Source organism: Enterobacter sp. PP-008-ECC_S150, assembly GCF_045257065.1.
GTDB lineage: Bacteria > Pseudomonadota > Gammaproteobacteria > Enterobacterales > Enterobacteriaceae > Enterobacter > Enterobacter chengduensis.
On sequence record NZ_JBJHHG010000013.1, the window covers coordinates 96,936 to 112,010 of the forward strand.

Annotated in this window: 16 protein-coding genes; 7 read left to right on the forward strand and 9 right to left on the reverse strand. The window is 57.0% G+C overall.

Annotated features, from left to right (window positions below; all coding sequences use genetic code 11):
* Positions 1-318 precede the first annotated feature (318 nt).
* Positions 319-594 carry a DUF1471 family protein YjfY gene (gene yjfY, locus ACJBF3_RS15335; protein WP_045329864.1) on the forward strand — a complete coding sequence of 92 codons (276 nt, stop codon included), beginning with the start codon at positions 319-321 and terminating at the stop codon, positions 592-594.
* A gap of 132 nt (positions 595-726) precedes the next feature.
* On the opposite strand, the gene ACJBF3_RS15340 is transcribed toward yjfY, so the two are convergent.
* The 6 genes from ACJBF3_RS15340 to ulaA are packed head-to-tail and all read right to left on the reverse strand — an operon-like array spanning position 727 to position 5,134.
* On the reverse strand, positions 727-1,413 hold the full coding sequence (locus ACJBF3_RS15340; RefSeq protein ID WP_045329865.1) for an L-ribulose-5-phosphate 4-epimerase: 687 nt from the start codon (positions 1,411-1,413) through the stop codon (positions 727-729).
* The gene (locus ACJBF3_RS15345) at positions 1,406-2,266 is read right to left on the reverse strand and encodes an L-ribulose-5-phosphate 3-epimerase (protein WP_045329868.1); all 861 of its coding nucleotides are present in this window, start codon (positions 2,264-2,266) and stop codon (positions 1,406-1,408) included. The genes ACJBF3_RS15340 and ACJBF3_RS15345 overlap by 8 nt, the downstream gene beginning before the upstream one ends.
* Positions 2,267-2,275: 9 nt before the next feature.
* A complete protein-coding gene (gene ulaD, locus ACJBF3_RS15350; protein WP_023334265.1) occupies positions 2,276-2,926 on the reverse strand; it encodes a 3-keto-L-gulonate-6-phosphate decarboxylase UlaD in 651 nt (216 codons plus the stop codon).
* Between the two features lie 12 nt (positions 2,927-2,938).
* Positions 2,939-3,406: a PTS ascorbate transporter subunit IIA gene (ulaC, locus tag ACJBF3_RS15355; RefSeq protein ID WP_032643822.1), complete on the reverse strand. Its 468-nt coding sequence runs from the start codon at positions 3,404-3,406 to the stop codon at positions 2,939-2,941.
* A gap of 9 nt (positions 3,407-3,415) precedes the next feature.
* Positions 3,416-3,721, reverse strand: coding sequence for a PTS ascorbate transporter subunit IIB (gene ulaB / locus ACJBF3_RS15360; RefSeq protein WP_003856022.1), 306 nt, complete (start codon positions 3,719-3,721; stop codon positions 3,416-3,418).
* 12 nt (positions 3,722-3,733) lie between these two features.
* Entirely contained in the window at positions 3,734-5,134 is a 1,401-nt protein-coding gene (gene ulaA / locus ACJBF3_RS15365) for a PTS ascorbate transporter subunit IIC (protein ID WP_045329871.1), read from the reverse strand.
* Positions 5,135-5,493: 359 nt separating this feature from the next.
* Here ulaA and ulaG point away from each other — a divergent pair, with 359 nt between their 5' ends.
* Both ulaG and ulaR read left to right on the forward strand, forming a co-directional pair.
* A complete protein-coding gene (ulaG, locus tag ACJBF3_RS15370) occupies positions 5,494-6,558 on the forward strand; it encodes an L-ascorbate 6-phosphate lactonase (protein ID WP_032643820.1) in 1,065 nt (354 codons plus the stop codon).
* Between the two features lie 110 nt (positions 6,559-6,668).
* Positions 6,669-7,424, forward strand: coding sequence for an HTH-type transcriptional regulator UlaR (gene ulaR, locus ACJBF3_RS15375; RefSeq protein WP_032643819.1), 756 nt, complete (start codon positions 6,669-6,671; stop codon positions 7,422-7,424).
* Here the strand turns inward: ulaR and yjfP are convergent.
* Positions 7,421-8,143: an esterase gene (yjfP, locus tag ACJBF3_RS15380; RefSeq protein WP_045329874.1), complete on the reverse strand. Its 723-nt coding sequence runs from the start codon at positions 8,141-8,143 to the stop codon at positions 7,421-7,423. The two genes, ulaR and yjfP, sit on opposite strands and share 4 nt — an antisense overlap.
* Positions 8,144-8,280: 137 nt before the next feature.
* Between yjfP and bsmA the strand changes: the two genes are divergently transcribed.
* From bsmA to ACJBF3_RS15395, 3 genes are all read left to right on the forward strand, one after another.
* Positions 8,281-8,610 carry a biofilm peroxide resistance protein BsmA gene (gene bsmA / locus ACJBF3_RS15385; protein ID WP_045329876.1) on the forward strand — a complete coding sequence of 110 codons (330 nt, stop codon included), beginning with the start codon at positions 8,281-8,283 and terminating at the stop codon, positions 8,608-8,610.
* A 136-nt stretch (positions 8,611-8,746) separates the two neighbouring features.
* Positions 8,747-9,034, forward strand: a complete 288-nt coding sequence (gene yjfN, locus ACJBF3_RS15390) for a DUF1471 family protease activator YjfN (RefSeq protein ID WP_045329878.1) — start codon at positions 8,747-8,749, stop codon at positions 9,032-9,034.
* Positions 9,035-9,206: 172 nt separating this feature from the next.
* Positions 9,207-11,138: a methyl-accepting chemotaxis protein gene (locus tag ACJBF3_RS15395; protein ID WP_045329881.1), complete on the forward strand. Its 1,932-nt coding sequence runs from the start codon at positions 9,207-9,209 to the stop codon at positions 11,136-11,138.
* Here ACJBF3_RS15395 and ACJBF3_RS15400 read toward each other — a convergent pair.
* On the reverse strand, positions 11,135-12,757 hold the full coding sequence (locus ACJBF3_RS15400) for an isovaleryl-CoA dehydrogenase (protein ID WP_045329883.1): 1,623 nt from the start codon (positions 12,755-12,757) through the stop codon (positions 11,135-11,137). The genes ACJBF3_RS15395 and ACJBF3_RS15400 overlap by 4 nt on opposite strands.
* 193 nt (positions 12,758-12,950) lie before the next feature.
* Here ACJBF3_RS15400 and ACJBF3_RS15405 point away from each other — a divergent pair, with 193 nt between their 5' ends.
* Positions 12,951-14,225, forward strand: coding sequence for an MFS transporter (locus ACJBF3_RS15405; RefSeq protein ID WP_045329885.1), 1,275 nt, complete (start codon positions 12,951-12,953; stop codon positions 14,223-14,225).
* 91 nt (positions 14,226-14,316) lie between these two features.
* Here the strand turns inward: ACJBF3_RS15405 and rlmB are convergent, their stop codons facing one another.
* Positions 14,317-15,048 carry a 23S rRNA (guanosine(2251)-2'-O)-methyltransferase RlmB gene (gene rlmB, locus ACJBF3_RS15410; RefSeq protein WP_028016444.1) on the reverse strand — a complete coding sequence of 244 codons (732 nt, stop codon included), beginning with the start codon at positions 15,046-15,048 and terminating at the stop codon, positions 14,317-14,319.
* Positions 15,049-15,075: the final 27 nt, after the last annotated feature.

Genomic DNA, 15,075 nt, shown 5'->3' on the forward strand with positions numbered 1-15,075 from the left:
CAGCCTCCTGTCTGGGTCAGCCGAGGCCCGGGGAGGCAAGGAACGTGTTAAAGGTCGGCTGAAAAATTGACGCGTCATAATACTTGCGCGCCCCTGGAAACTCAAGCTGATTGCACAAATAATTCGCACAAACCGCGAAGCGGGTCTAAGTGGGTGATTTAAAATTGGTCACATCTGGAAGCGTTGTTTTTTTGAACAACTGCATCAGAAATGGTCACGCATCCCCACCGGATGAGTGATTACACTTTAATCAGAGATCACCTGAATAAAAGGAGGAGCATCCCCCCTCACACCGCACGCAGTCGTGGAGCGCATATCATGAAAAAAATCGCATTAGCCATAATGGCGGCGCTTTTGCTCAGTGCAAACGCGATGGCAGCCATCAAGATAGACGGCCGACAGGCCAGAAACATGGATGATGTGCAAAGCTTGGGCGTCATTTACATCAATCATAATTTCGCCACGGAAAGTGAAGCAGATCAGGCACTAAACAAAGAAACCGATGCACAGGGCGCAACCTATTATCACGTGATGTTAATCCGTGAGCCCGGCAGCAACGGCAATATGCACGCCAGTGCAGATATTTACCGATAACGCTAGCACCAGGAAAGCCAACAACGAGAACATAGCCATAGTTGACGTTGCCCCCTGCCCGGGGGCTTTTTTTTGTGAATGGCTCCGGAATACCACCGGTTACAACTGTTTTCGGTATTCCAGAGCACTTATTCACTTCTGCCCGTAGTAGGCATTCGGGCCGTGCTTGCGCATGAAATGCTTGTTCATCAGGTAGTTATCAATACCCTGAATCTGTGGGTTGATGCCGCGGGCAATCCACGCCATGCGGGCCACTTCCTCCATGACGACCGCATTATGGACGGCATCGTGAGCATCTTTTCCCCAGGAGAACGGACCGTGCTGATAGACCACAATACCCGGCGTGTGCAGCGGTTCACATTCTCCCAGCGTCTCGATAATCACCTTTCCGGTGTTGAGCTCGTACTCGCCTTCTACTTCCTCCTGCGTTAATGCGCGCGTGCAGGGGATATCGCCAAAGAAGTAGTCCGCGTGGGTCGTGCCCAGCGCGGGGATGGACAGGCCCGCCTGCGCCCAGGCGGTGGCATGGGTTGAGTGGGTATGCACCACGCCGCCAAGGGACGGATAGCGTCGGTAAAGCGCCAGATGGGTGGCGGTATCCGAAGAAGGACGCCACTGCCCCTCTACAACGTTTCCTTCGAGGTCCACGACAACCATATCGTCGACCTTCATGGTCTCATACGCCACCCCGCTGGGCTTGATGACGATGACGCCGCGTTCACGGTCAATCGCGCTGACGTTACCCCAGGTGAAGGTCACCAGCCCATAGCGCGGCAGATCCATGTTGGCTTCAAAGACCTGCTGTTTAAGCTTAAGCATGTTCAGCCTCCAGCAAACCTGCCCGCGCCATACGCTCGCGCACCCAGTCCCGCGCCCTGGCCACTTCCGCAGCCGGGTCGTCCGACGTCTCGCTCCACATCTCAATCAGGTACGGCCCGCAATAGCCAGTCTGCCTGAGCGTCTCGAAGCACCGTTCGAAATCCACCACCCCGGTGCCGAACGGTACGTTTTTAAACACGCCAGGACGGGTATCTTTGACGTGCACCGCCACGATATGCCCCACGCCCGCCTGCAGCTCCATCTGCACGTCGTTATCCCATGCCGACAGGTTGCCGATATCGGGATAAAGCTGGAACCACGGGTTGTTCAGATAGTGCGCGTAGCCCAGCGCCTTGCTGATGGAGTTCATCAACGGGTAGTCCATGATCTCCATCGCCAGCGTGACCTGCGCGCGGCTTGCCATCTCGACGCTCTCTTTCAGACCGTCACGGAAACGACGGCGCGTTTCATCGTTGGCGTCCTGATAGTAAACGTCATACCCCGCCAGCTGAATCACGCGGATACCGACATCCTGCGCAAAGCAGATGGCTTTACGCATGATCTCCAGCCCCTGCGCACGCACGGCATCGTCTTCGCTGCCGAGCGGAAAACGGCGGTGGGCGCTGAGGCACATGGACGGCACGCGCACGCCCGTTTCGGCAATGGCGCTCACCAGCGCCAGGCGCTGCTCGCGGCTCCAGTCGAGGCGAGAGAGACGCTCGTCCGTCTCATCCACGGACATTTCGACAAAATCGAAACCCAGCTGTTTTGCCAGCCGTAACCGCTCCAGCCAGCACTCCCCCGCAGGGAGTGCCTTTTCATAGATGCCAAGCGGGACCTGTTTTGACAACATACCCGCTCCTTAGCCCCAAAGCTGAGCGATTGAACGTTTGAACTGACGCGCCGCTTCCACCGGAGACGCGGCATCACGAATGCTGCGACCGGCGATAAAGACGTGAATGGGAATACCCTGGAACAGCGGCAGATCTTCCAGCGCCAGGCCACCGGTCACGGTGACTTTGAAGCCCATATCGGCCAGACGCTTGATCGCGCTGATATCCGCCTCGCCCCACGCCACGCCTGCGGCCTGCGCGTCGCGGCTGCGGTGATACACCACCTGCTGAATGCCCGCATCGCGCCACTCCTGAGCCTGCTCCCAGGTCCAGAAACCGGTCAGCTCAATCTGCACGTCGCCGTTAAACTCTTTTGCCACGTCCAGCGCGCCTTTGGCGGTGTTGATATCCGCACAGCAGATCACGGTGACCCAGTCGGCGTTGGCTTCGAAGCACATGCGGGAGAGGATTTTGCCCGCGTCGGCGATTTTGGCATCTGCCAGCACGATTTTGTGCGGATAGAGCGCCTTCAGGTCGCGAACGGCACGCACGCCCTCGCCAACGCACAGAATGGTGCCCACTTCAATGATATCGACTTCTTCCGCGATCAGGCGGGTGGTTTCGTAAGCGTGGGACAACGTTTGGTTATCCAGCGCGACCTGCAACATTGGTAATGACATTTCAATTCCCTCTTAAACAGCCGCCGCAGTGGCGTGATCGATTAAATCCAGCACGTCCTGCTCGGTACGGCAGGCGCGTAAACGGTCGAAATTGGCTTCATCATCAAACAGATTGACGATCTGCATGATGCCCACCTCCTGGTGGGTGTTCGCATCCACGGCGGCCATGGTGATCAGAATATCGACCGGATCGTTATCTTCGTGGTTAAACACCAGCGGCGTTTTCAGCGTCACCAGCGCAAAGCCGGTTTTCTTCACCCCCTCTTCAGGACGCCCGTGCGGCATAGCCAGCCCCGGGGCAATCACAAAGTAAGGGCCGTGCTGCGCCACACCATCCAGAATGGCCTGGTAGTAACGCGGCTCGACAACGTCAGCCTTAACCAGCAGATCCACGCTCAGCTTCACCGCTTCCTGCCAGGTGCTGGCCTCAGCCTGTAAAAGGATGGAGTTATTTTCTGCCAGCGAATCACGTAGTTTCATGTGGCGTCCTTACTTCACGTCTTGTGGGAAGTGCTCTTTGATCACTTCCAGCAGTTTTGGCCCGAAATCCGCAGGCGACAGCATGTTGCGCACGCCTACCACATATTTATTGCCCGACACGCTGATTTCACCGGCGATATGGGTAGAGGCGATGATGATATCCGCGCCGTTCAGTTCACTTTTGTATTCACCCACTGCGCAGCTGTTTACCGTGTGGTCGATGTTGGACTGGGTTAAAAACTGGTCCACTTTCATCTTCATGATCATGGAGCTGCCTTGCCCATTGCCACACACAGCCAGGATACGTACGGTCATAATCGAAACTCCTTAATGAGCAGACACTTCTGCTGTTTGTTTTTCCGCATCTTCTTCAGCTCGCAGCGAACGGCCAGCGAAGAACATATAAGCCAGAGCAATCAGGATGATGACGGCCATAAAGACCAGCCCGACGGAGGCAAAGCCCTGCATCATCGGCGGTGCCAGAATTGACCAGTCCGCCATGCCCATCCAGGCGCTCATGCCGGTGAGCTTGACCGCCCACACGCAACCGAAGATTTCCACCATGCCCATCACCAGGCAGATCTTGAGCGCTGCGCGCCAGCCGCCGAAGTGGTTAGCAAAGACGCCGATGGTGGCGTTGGAGAAGAACATCGGGATAAAGCCAGGAATAATCAGGATGGAGGAGCCGCAGCCGACCAGGATGCCCACCGCAATCAGCTGACCGATGGTGCCCCACATAAAGCCCCAGACGACGGCGTTTGGCGCAAAGCTGTAGATAGCGGCACAGTCAATCGCCAGCACGGCACCGGGGATCAGGCGTTGGGAGATACCGTTGAAGGCTTCAGAGAGTTCGGCGACGAACATGCGCACGCCCTGAGTGATGATGAAAATAGCTACTGCAAAGGAGAAGCCGGTCTGCAGGATATACACCGTCCAGTGCGTTTTGCCTGCCATCGCCTGAACAACGTCAATGCCGAAGGAGAGCAGAATAGCGCCGAAGAAGATAGTCATGACAATGGCGGTTGAGACGATGTTGTCATGGAAGATATTCAGCCAGCCGGGCATCTTAAGGTCTTCAACGCTCTCCTCTTTTTTGCCCAGGTACGGCGCAACTTTATAGGCAATCCAGGAAGCAAACTGCTGCTGGTGGCCGATGGAGAAGCCACAGCCGTCGGTCACTTCCTGGGTTGGCTTGTACATCATGTTGGAGGTAATGCCCCAGTAGAGCGAGACCAGCACCGCGGTGCAAATAACCGTGGTCCACATGGGGTAGCCGAAGATATAGAGAGAAACCGCGATCAGCCCCGCCTGCTGGAACATGATGTGCCCGGTGAGCATGATGGTGCGAATGCCGGTAATGCGGCGCAGCAGCACGTAGATAATATTCAGCGCCAGGGCGAGCAGAACCGCGTACCCCACCCAACTGTAGGCGTCACCCATGCGGTCAATCGTTGCCATCATAGAGGCGTAAGTGTCAGAAATCGCCCCATTTATGCCGTAAACTTCCGCCATTTTGGCGACAACCGGCTTAAACGTGCTGGTCAGAATACCTGAGCCTGCCTGCAACAGCATAAAACCGATAATGGTCTTAATCGTACCTTTGATGATCACGCTGACGCTTTTACGCAACAGGATGTAACCCAGGCACGTCACGATACCCAGCAGCAGCGGGGCGTTGGTCATTACCTGATTAAAGAACACGGTAAAGACGTTGTAGAGGATCTCCATAACTCTCTCCAGAAATGAGAACACGAGGGGCAATCCCTGTGTGGTTGGTGCCATCACTCTAGTAATCACAAATAATCACCACAAGATTGAATTTGATTATTTGTGACGCATCACGCAAATTATTTCCATGGTGTTAGTAATGATTTTCAATACCGCACATAAAAAATGAATTACTCTTTATAATTCATGCAATTAATGATTGTTAGAGGATAGTCTAACAAGAATAAAACGAAGGATCTGTGATGTCAGGCAGTTAAAATTACGCACTTTTGTCATTGCAAAGCCCATCAAATGGTGCCAGAGTTAATCACAACAAATCACCATGTGATTACTTTTGATTAAACCCAGGAGTCAAAACGATGAGTAAAGTGAACACCATCACCCGTGAATCATGGATTCTGAGCACCTTCCCGGAGTGGGGCAGCTGGCTGAATGAAGAGATCGAGCAGGAACAGGTTGCTCCTGGCACGTTTGCAATGTGGTGGCTGGGCTGTACCGGTATCTGGCTGAAATCTGAGGGCGGTGCCAATATCTGCGTCGATTTCTGGTGCGGTACCGGCAAGCAGAGCCACGGCAACCCGCTGATGAAAAAAGGCCATCAGATGCAGCGCATGGCGGGCGTGGAAAAACTGCAGCCGAACCTGCGTACCACGCCGTTTGTGCTCGATCCGTTTGCCATTCGCCAGATCGACGCCGTGCTTTCCACTCACGATCACAACGATCACATCGACGTGAACGTGGCGGCAGCGGTGATGCAAAACTGTGCGGACGACGTGCCGTTTATCGGACCTCAGACCTGCGTGGATCTCTGGATTGGCTGGGGTGTGCCAAAAGAGCGCTGCATCGTGATGAAGCCTGGCGACGTGGTGAAAATCAAAGACATTGAAATCCACGCGCTGGATGCCTTTGACCGTACCGCGCTGATTACGCTGCCGGCCGATCGGAAGGCTGCAGGCGTGCTGCCGGACGGCATGGACGAGCGTGCGGTGAACTACCTGTTTAAAACCCCTGGCGGTTCCCTATACCACAGCGGTGACTCCCACTACTCGAACTACTATGCGAAGCACGGTAACGAACACCAGATCGACGTGGCGCTCGGGTCGTATGGCGAGAACCCGCGCGGCATAACCGACAAAATGACCAGCGCCGATATGCTGCGTATGGCCGAAGCGCTGAACACCAAGGTCGTGATTCCGTTCCACCACGATATCTGGTCAAACTTCCAGGCCGATCCGCAGGAGATCCGCGTGCTGTGGGAGATGAAAAAAGATCGCCTGAAGTATGGCTTCAAGCCGTTCATCTGGCAGGTCGGCGGCAAGTTCACCTGGCCACTGGACAAAGATAATCTGGAATATCACTATCCACGTGGTTTCGACGATTGCTTCACCATTGAGCCAGACCTGCCGTTCAAGTCCTTCCTCTGATTGAGCAGCCACATCGCCAGACGTCATGTCTGGCGATGCCATATTTCTTTTAGTAATTTCAGGCTATTTCAAATATCATCTTTTTAAATCAATTCTTATCGGAATAGCTCATGACGGAAGCGCAACGGCATCAAATTCTCCTCGAACTCCTGGCGCAAACCGGGTTTATCACCGTCGAGAAAGCGATCGAACGTTTAGGGATCTCCCCCGCCACCGCGCGGCGAGACATCAACAAGCTGGATGAAAGCGGCAAGCTGAAAAAGGTCCGCAACGGCGCGGAAGCGATTAGCCAGCAGCGCCCCCGCTGGACGCCGATGAATATTCATCAGGCGCAGAATCATGATGAAAAAGTGCGGATCGCCAGAGCCGCGTCGCAGCTGGTGAATCCCGGTGAGAGCGTGGTCATTAACTGCGGCTCCACCGCCTTTCTGCTGGGCCGTGAAATGTGCGGCAAGCCGGTGCAGATCATCACCAACTATTTACCGCTGGCCAACTATCTGATCGATCAGGAGCACGAGAGCGTCGTGATCATGGGTGGGCAGTACAACAAAAGCCAGTCAATCACCCTTAGCCCGCAGGATAGCGAAAACAGTCTCTATGCCGGGCACTGGATGTTTACCAGCGGCAAAGGCCTGACGGCGGACGGCCTGTATAAAACCGATATGCTGACCGCAATGGCGGAGCAAAACATGCTCAACGTCGTGGGCAAGCTCGTTGTGCTGGTCGACAGCAGCAAAGTGGGCGAGCGCGCAGGGATGTTATTCAGCCGTGCCGAACAGATCGACATGGTGATCACCGGTAAAGGGGCCAACCCTGAGATCCTCCAGAAGCTGGAAGATCAGGGCGTGAAGGTCCTTCGCGTTTAAAGGTGCTGGCGGAAAAACGCCACCGTGGCGTCCAGCGCCGTTGGCGTAATGCGGTGGCGAACGCCCGGCTCCCACAGACAGGTCAGATTACCGTCCAGACCTTCATTCATTAACGCCTGCTGCAGACGAAAGGTTCCCTCCGGCGGAACCACGTCATCCGCGTCACCGTGCCACAGCAGCAGCGGGCGATCGGCCACGCGCGGCAATGCCCGGGACACGTCCCACTCTGCCAGCATCGCGGTGATTTCCGTTAAATCCTGCGGCGGGAAAAGCGTCTGCGCCAGCGACGTAAAGTAGCCCGAGCCCATCAGGCAGGCGACCGACGTCACTTCAGGGTGATGCGTCATGATCCCCAGCGCCGTCATACCGCCCATCGATGCCCCGGCAACCGCCAGACGATTGTCGGCCACCAGCCCAGCCTCATAAAGCGCGTCGCGCAGTCCGGCAAACTCGGTCAGGCTGCCGTGCAAAATGTGCCAGAACTGCCCAAGGCGCGCCTGCTCATTACCCATAAAGCGCCCGCCGTGGTCAGGCGCATCGGGCATCACCACGCGAAAACCCGCCTGCGCCAGCGCGACCGCAAAATAACTGTAAACCAGCTTCGATGAGGTAAACCCATGATAAAAAACCACAACAGGCAGCGGTTTATCGCGTTTACCCGCTGGCATAGCGTGTAAAATTTCATGGTCGCCGAGGTGGCGTATTTCAATTTCAATCATTGTCGACCCTGTACGAATGTATGATTCATAATGTTGAGAACTGGGTTACGCTTTCACATCATTTTCATTCGAAATATACGTCCCAGATAACACTTCGGGAACATTCCCCCAAAACTAAATTCACAGACAACTACACTATGGCTATCAGGAAACGAGATATGGTTATGCGCAGGTTTGCTGCTCTAGTGCTGGTGTTTCTGCTCAGTGGCTGTAGCGCGCTGCAGGGAACGCCGCAACCCACTCCACCGGTCGCCGATCATCCACAGGAGATTCGTCGTAATCAGACGGAAGGATTACAACGAATGGGCACCGTCTCCGCGCTGGTTCGCGGCTCCCCGGATGACGCAGAAGCGGCAATCAAAGCACAAGCCGTCGCCGCCAAAGCAGATTATTACGTCATCATTATGATCGACGAAACCATCATAACGGGACAGTGGTATTCACAGGCCATTTTGTACCGTAAATAATGGTTTTCCTTTGAACGAGATTTACACTGCTTTGCGTCCATAGACATTTTCCTGTCCACAATAAACTCCATGCCCGCGTCAATGGAAGGGAGTTTATTCGCGAAGGATTGCCCGGCGGATACCGGAGATATGTGAAATGGAGCTGACGATGAAACGAACTCTTGCTTTGACCTCTCTGTTGCTCTCAGCAGGCCTGGTGAGCACCACCGCGCAGTCAGCAGAATTCGCCAGTGCTGACTGTGTGACTGGCCTGAATGAAATCGGCCAGATCTCCGTGAACAATATCTCGGGGAGCCCGCAAGACGTTGAACGCCTCGTGGCATTAAAGGCCGATGAGCAGGGTGCTTCATGGTATCGCATCATTCAGATGCAGGAAGATAACCACATCGACCACTGGCGGGTACAGGCTATTCTCTACGTGTAATACGCCTCCTGATAAAAGCCACTTATTTTTAGTGGCTTTTCGCTTTTGCAAATTTTTTATCCTATATAAAACCAATCTAAAACAATTAAATAACACTTTGTTACATTAAAATGGTAAACGTAATCCCTGCTCTGCCGTTGAAGAACCATACCTTTTCAATGATGAGCAATTTATGATCAACGTTTTCCGCCGTGCAGGCCTGGGGGCGAAGCTGTCTCTGCTGACGGGCGTCAGTGTCGCCACGCTGTTTCTGCTTTTCACCTTTCTGCTCGGTCAAAAAGCCAGCCAGCAGCTTGAAGCCCTCGCGGTCGAAGACCTGCATAATCAGTCCACCGGCATGGTCGACATGGTGCAGATGTTTAATACCAGCCTGAGCGAGGAAGTCGAAAGCTATACCCGGCTGTTTACGACATTTCTGCCCCAGCCGTTTAGCGTCGATACTCAGCAGACCCGGACCATAAACGGGCTCACCGTTCCGCTGCTGAAAGGGGGCGACACTGAACTGCATGAAAACACGACTTTTTCTGATGACTTCCTGAATCGTACGGGAGCAATCTCCACGCTGTTTGTTCGCAGCGGTAACGACTTTGTCCGCGTCGCCACCTCCCTGCGCAAAGAGAACGGCGACCGCGCCATGGGAACCGTACTGGATGCCGCAAGCCCGGCCTTTGCCGCCGTCAACAAAGGTGAAGTCTACCGCGGCCTGGCGCTGCTGTTTGGCAAGCGCTACATCACCCAGTACCAGCCCGTGAAAAACGCCGAAGGACAGGTCATTGCGATCGTCTTTGTCGGGGTGGACATCACCCACTCCTGGAACGTCATGCGCGAGAAAATCCTCAACCGCCGCCTGGGCGAAAGCGGTCACTTCTTCGTGCTGGATCGCAGCAGCGGCAAAACGCGCGGGCAATACCTTTTCCATGCGAGCGAAGAGGGCAAGCTGCCGAAGTGGGACAGCGCGACGCAGCAGCAGCTACTGGGCGACAAACCCGGCACGCTGGAACGCATAAGCGACGACGGGCGCACGCTGAAAATGGCCTATACGCCGCTGCCAGGCTGGAACTGGACTATCGTCGGCGAAGTGGATAAATCGGTGCTGCTCTCAAGCGTTACCGCCATGCGCGATCGTTTCCTGCTGGCCGGCGTGGTCTTATCCATCCTGTTTGCTGGCCTGTTCGTGGTCATTATTCGCCGCGTGCTGACCCGACCGCTGCGCAGCGTGATCCACCTTGCCCGGCAATATGCCGCAGGGGATCTTCGTTCCAGCCTGCCGGTAACGCGCCAGGACGAAGTCGGCCAGCTGATCGATGCCATTAACGGCATCGGCGGCGGGCTGCAGCAAATTGTCCTGCAGGTCCGCGAGGCCGCGGGCGAAATCCATTTGGGCACCAACGCGCTGGCCGCCGACACTGGCGAGATTTCAGAGCAGATCAACAAGCAGGCCAGCAGCGTGGAAGAGACCTCCGCCAGCATGGAGCAGCTGGCCGCCACCGTGCAGCAAAATGCCGCCAATATGGAGCAAACCCAGCAGCTGGTGGGGGAAACCTCGCTCGCGGTTCATCAGGGCGGTGAGACGGTCACCCACGCGGTGTCGACCATGGACGACATTCGCGAAGCGTCAAAACGCATCGAAGACATCACGCGCGTGATCGAGTCCATCGCGTTCCAGACCAATATTCTGGCGCTGAATGCGGCGGTGGAAGCGGCCCGCGCGGGCGAGCACGGCAAAGGGTTTGCGGTCGTGGCGCAGGAAGTTCGCGCCCTGGCAGGACGCAGCGCGAATGCTGTGAAGGAGATTGAACAGCTGATTGGCGATACGCTCAGAAAAGTGGGTGAAGGTCATGCGCTGTCTGAAAAGACGCGCCTGGCGATGGATGAGATCATCATTCATATTGACAACATCAGCCAGCTGGTCACCGAGATTAACCATGCCTCACGCGAGCAGTCGGCCGGGATCGGCCAGGTGAATCTCGCCATGACCCATATTGGCGAAGCGTCGCATATCAATGCCGATCGCGTCTCGCGCAGCGAACAAACCGCTCAAACGCTGCGCGAGAAGGGCTCACACCTGACCCAGCTGGTGAGCCTGTTCCAGCTAAAAGGCTAGCCGACTCTGCCAGTGGCGCGCAGCAGCAGGTCGTTTTGCACCTGCGCGCTCATCAGCGTCCCGCCACGGGTGTCCAGCATCATGCGGCACCACGCCTGCGCCACCGGAGGCGATGCGTGCCGTAGCATCTGGCTTCCGGTACCGAGCAAGAAAAGCTGCTGCGCGATCTCCCGCCCCTGAGCCTCCTGCGGCTTACGCAGTTTTTGCTGAAGCTGTCGCCAGCTGCGGTCGAAATGTCTGTCCTGCCCTTTCACCTGCGCAAACTCGTCGGCAAGCAGATCGTGAATGCCGGGCTGCTTCGCCAGCACGCGCAGCACGTCCAGGCACATGATGTTGCCGGATCCTTCCCAGATACTGTTCACCGGCATCTCGCGATACAGGCGAGGAAGCTCACTCTCCTCGCAGTACCCTGCCCCGCCGAGCACCTCCATCGCTTCTGCCACAAACGGAATGCCCGCTTTGCACACGCTAAATTTCACGACCGGGGTAAACAGCCGCGCCCAGGCGGCCTCATGCGGATCCGCACGCTTATCCCACGCCCGGGCCAGGCGGAACAGCAGCGCCGTTTGCCCTTCCAGCACCAGCGCCATCCGGCTTAGCACTTCGCGCATGAGCGGCTGATCGATGAGATTTTTACCGAAGGTCTGGCGCTGGTGCGCATGGTATAGCGCTACCGAGAGCGCCCGCCGCATCAGCCCGTGGCTGCCCAGCGCGCAGTCAAAGCGCGTCAGCCCGCCCATTTTGAGGATCTGCCTTACCCCTTCGCCTTCTTCTCCCAGCAGCCAGCCGGCGGCATCAAGAAACTCCACCTCGCTGCTGGCGTTGGAGCGGTTCCCGAGCTTGTCCTTCAGGCGCTCCAGCCGGACGGCGTTGCGCTGCCCGTCAGGCAAAAAGCGCGGCACAAAAAAGCAGGACAGCCCGCCCTTCGCCTGGGCCAGCACCAGGTGCGCATCGCTTTGCGGGACGGAGAAAAACCATTTATGCCCCACCAGCCGGTAGCTGCCGTCGCCGCATTTTTCCGCTCTGGTGGTGTTGCTCAGCACGTCCGAGCCGCCCTGCTTTTCCGTCATCCCCATGCCGATCAGCAGGCCGCGCTTTTGCGCACCGGGGGCCAGATGAGGATCGTAGCGGTCGCTGAGCAGCGGCGTGAGCCAGTTGTGAAAGAGCGTGGGAAGCGCCTGCTGCAGCAGCGGCGTTGCGGCAAACGTCATCGTGATTGGGCAAAGCGTGCCCGCCTCTACCTGAGCATGAAGCACAAAGCGTGCAGCCCGCGCGACAAACGACCCTTTACGCGCCTCCTCTTCCCACGCCAGGTTATGTACGCGGTTGGCACACAGCCCCTGCATCAGCAGGTGCCATGCCGGGTGAAAACGGACGTCATCCAGTCGCTCCCCGGTGGCGTCATAGCGTAGCAGCTCCGGCGGATTGACGTTCGCCAGCCTGCCCAGCTCCAGCGATTCCGCGGTACCTAACTGCTGCCCGATGCTGGCAAGCAGCTCAACATCCCACTCGGCCCCCTCGCGGGAAACCGCGTCACGCAGGGCGCAGTCCGAGAGGAAAAGGTTGCTGTTGGAAAGCGGCGCGGGTTGATTGAAAACGGTATGGGTCTGCCAGTGCATGCTGTCTCCCTCCTTCAGTGGCAATGACGATAAGTATGGACAGACCGCGCGCACGCTGCATGGGAGGGGAGTCACACGTTCGCGATCCCGCTGATATCATTCGTGAAATAGCTCACAGAACATAAGAATAAACTATTTCATGACTTCGCTTTTGTTGAATAATTTATTCTTACCCCTTTCAGTGAGGATCGTTATGCAACCGGATGCGCACAAGCGAGCATTAATTGCAGGCTCCATTGGTAACTTTATCGAGTGGTATGAGTTTGCGGTCTACGGTTTTCTGGCGACCGTGATTGCGAAGAACTTCTTCCAGCTTGAAGGAGAAGCCGGGCTCACCAGCCTGATCCTCACCTACGCCTCCTTCGCCATCGCCTTTTTCTTCCGCACGCTGGGTGCGGTGGTGTTTGGCCGCATCGGCGACCGGATAGGCCGTAAGCCGACGCTCATCATCGTGCTGGTGCTGATGACGCTCGCGACGGCCGCCATCGGCATGGTGCCGGTCTACGCCAGCATCGGGATTGCCGCGCCGCTCATTATCACGCTGCTGCGCATCCTGCAGGGGCTGTTCGCGGGCGGCGAATACGGCGGCGCGGTCTCGCTGATGACGGAGTTCGCTCCGCGCGGCAAACGCGGGCTTTATGGCGCGTGGCAGTCCTTCACCGTGGCGCTGGGGCTGCTAGCGGGGGCAGGCATCGTGGCGCTGCTCTCCGCCCTCCTCACGCCTGAGGCCCTGCACGACTGGGGCTGGCGCATTCCTTTCTTCCTGGCGCTGCCGATGGGCGTTGTTGCGCTGTGGCTTCGTGTCAGCATGGAGGAGACCCCCAGCTTTGTGCAGCAGCAGGATAAACCGGCTGTCGCACAGGCGGATACGGCCGCCACGCTTCGGGCCATCGTGATGGGGATTGGGCGCGTGATGGTCTGGTCTGCGGCGGGGTATACCTATCTGGTGATTATGCCAACCTATCTGCAGTCGGCGCTGCACACGGGGTTTAATCAGGCCCTGCTGATTGCGGTGATTTCGAATATTGGTTTTGCACTGACCATCATTCCTTCGGGGATCCTGAGCGACCGGATCGGGCGCCGCACGGTGATGATTATCGCCACCGCGCTGCTGCTGATCCTCGCTCTGCCGCTGCTCAAAATTTTGCAGGCGGAGTCAAGCACGCTGGCGGTCAAAGCGATTGTGGTGCTCATTGCGGGTGGTCTGGTGGGCATGCTGGCGGGGCCGGGCCCGGCGATGCTATCCGAAATGTTCCCGACGCGCGTGCGCTATACCGGGCTGGGGCTGGCCTATTCGTTATCGAACGCGATTTTTTCGGGCTGTGCGGGGCTGATCATTACCGGGCTGATTAAAGAGACGGGCAATCTGGATATTCCGGCGTATTACGTGATGGCGACGGCGGTCGTGAGCATTGTTGCACTGTTGACGCTGAGGAAGGATGACCATTTGCGGTCGTTAGAGGAGTGAGGTTCATGCCCGGTGGCGCTGCGCTTACCGGGCCTACGGTACCGTGCCTTTGTAGGCCGGGTAAGGCGAAGCCGCCACCCGGCACAACAGGCTACCCGCGCTGACGCACCGCTTCAAACAGGCAGATGCCTGTTGCAACGGACACGTTCAGGGACGACACGCTGCCCGCCATCGGGATGCTAATCAGCTCGTCGCAGTGCTCGCGCGTCAGGCGGCGCATGCCTTCGCCTTCCGCACCCATCACCAGCGCCAGACGGCCGGTCATTTTGCTCTGGTACAGGGTATGATCCGCTTCACCGGCAGTGCCGACGATCCAGATGTTCTCTTCCTGCAGCAGACGCATGGTGCGCGCCAGGTTGGTCACGCGGATCAGCGGAACGTTTTCCGCCGCGCCGCAGGCCACTTTCTTCGCCGTGGCGTTCAGCTGCGCAGAGCGATCTTTCGGCACGATCACCGCATGCACGCCCGCCGCATCGGCGCTGCGCAGGCACGCGCCGAGATTGTGCGGATCGGTAACGCCATCGAGGATCAGGAAGAACGGATTATCCAGTTCAGCGATCAGATCCGGCAGATCGTTTTCCTGATACTGACGACCCGGCTTCACGCGGGCAATAATGCCCTGGTGCACCGCACCGTCGCTTTTCTCATCCAGGAACTGGCGGTTTGCCAGTTGGATCACCACGCCCTGCGCTTCCAGCGCGTGGATTAGCGGCATCAGACGCTTATCTTCACGCCCTTTCAGAATAAAGACTTCCTGAAAACGCTCCGGTGCGCGCTCGAGAAGGGCCTGCACCGCGTGGATGCCGTAAATCATTTCACTCATTGATGGTTCTCGTAATAAATATTACCC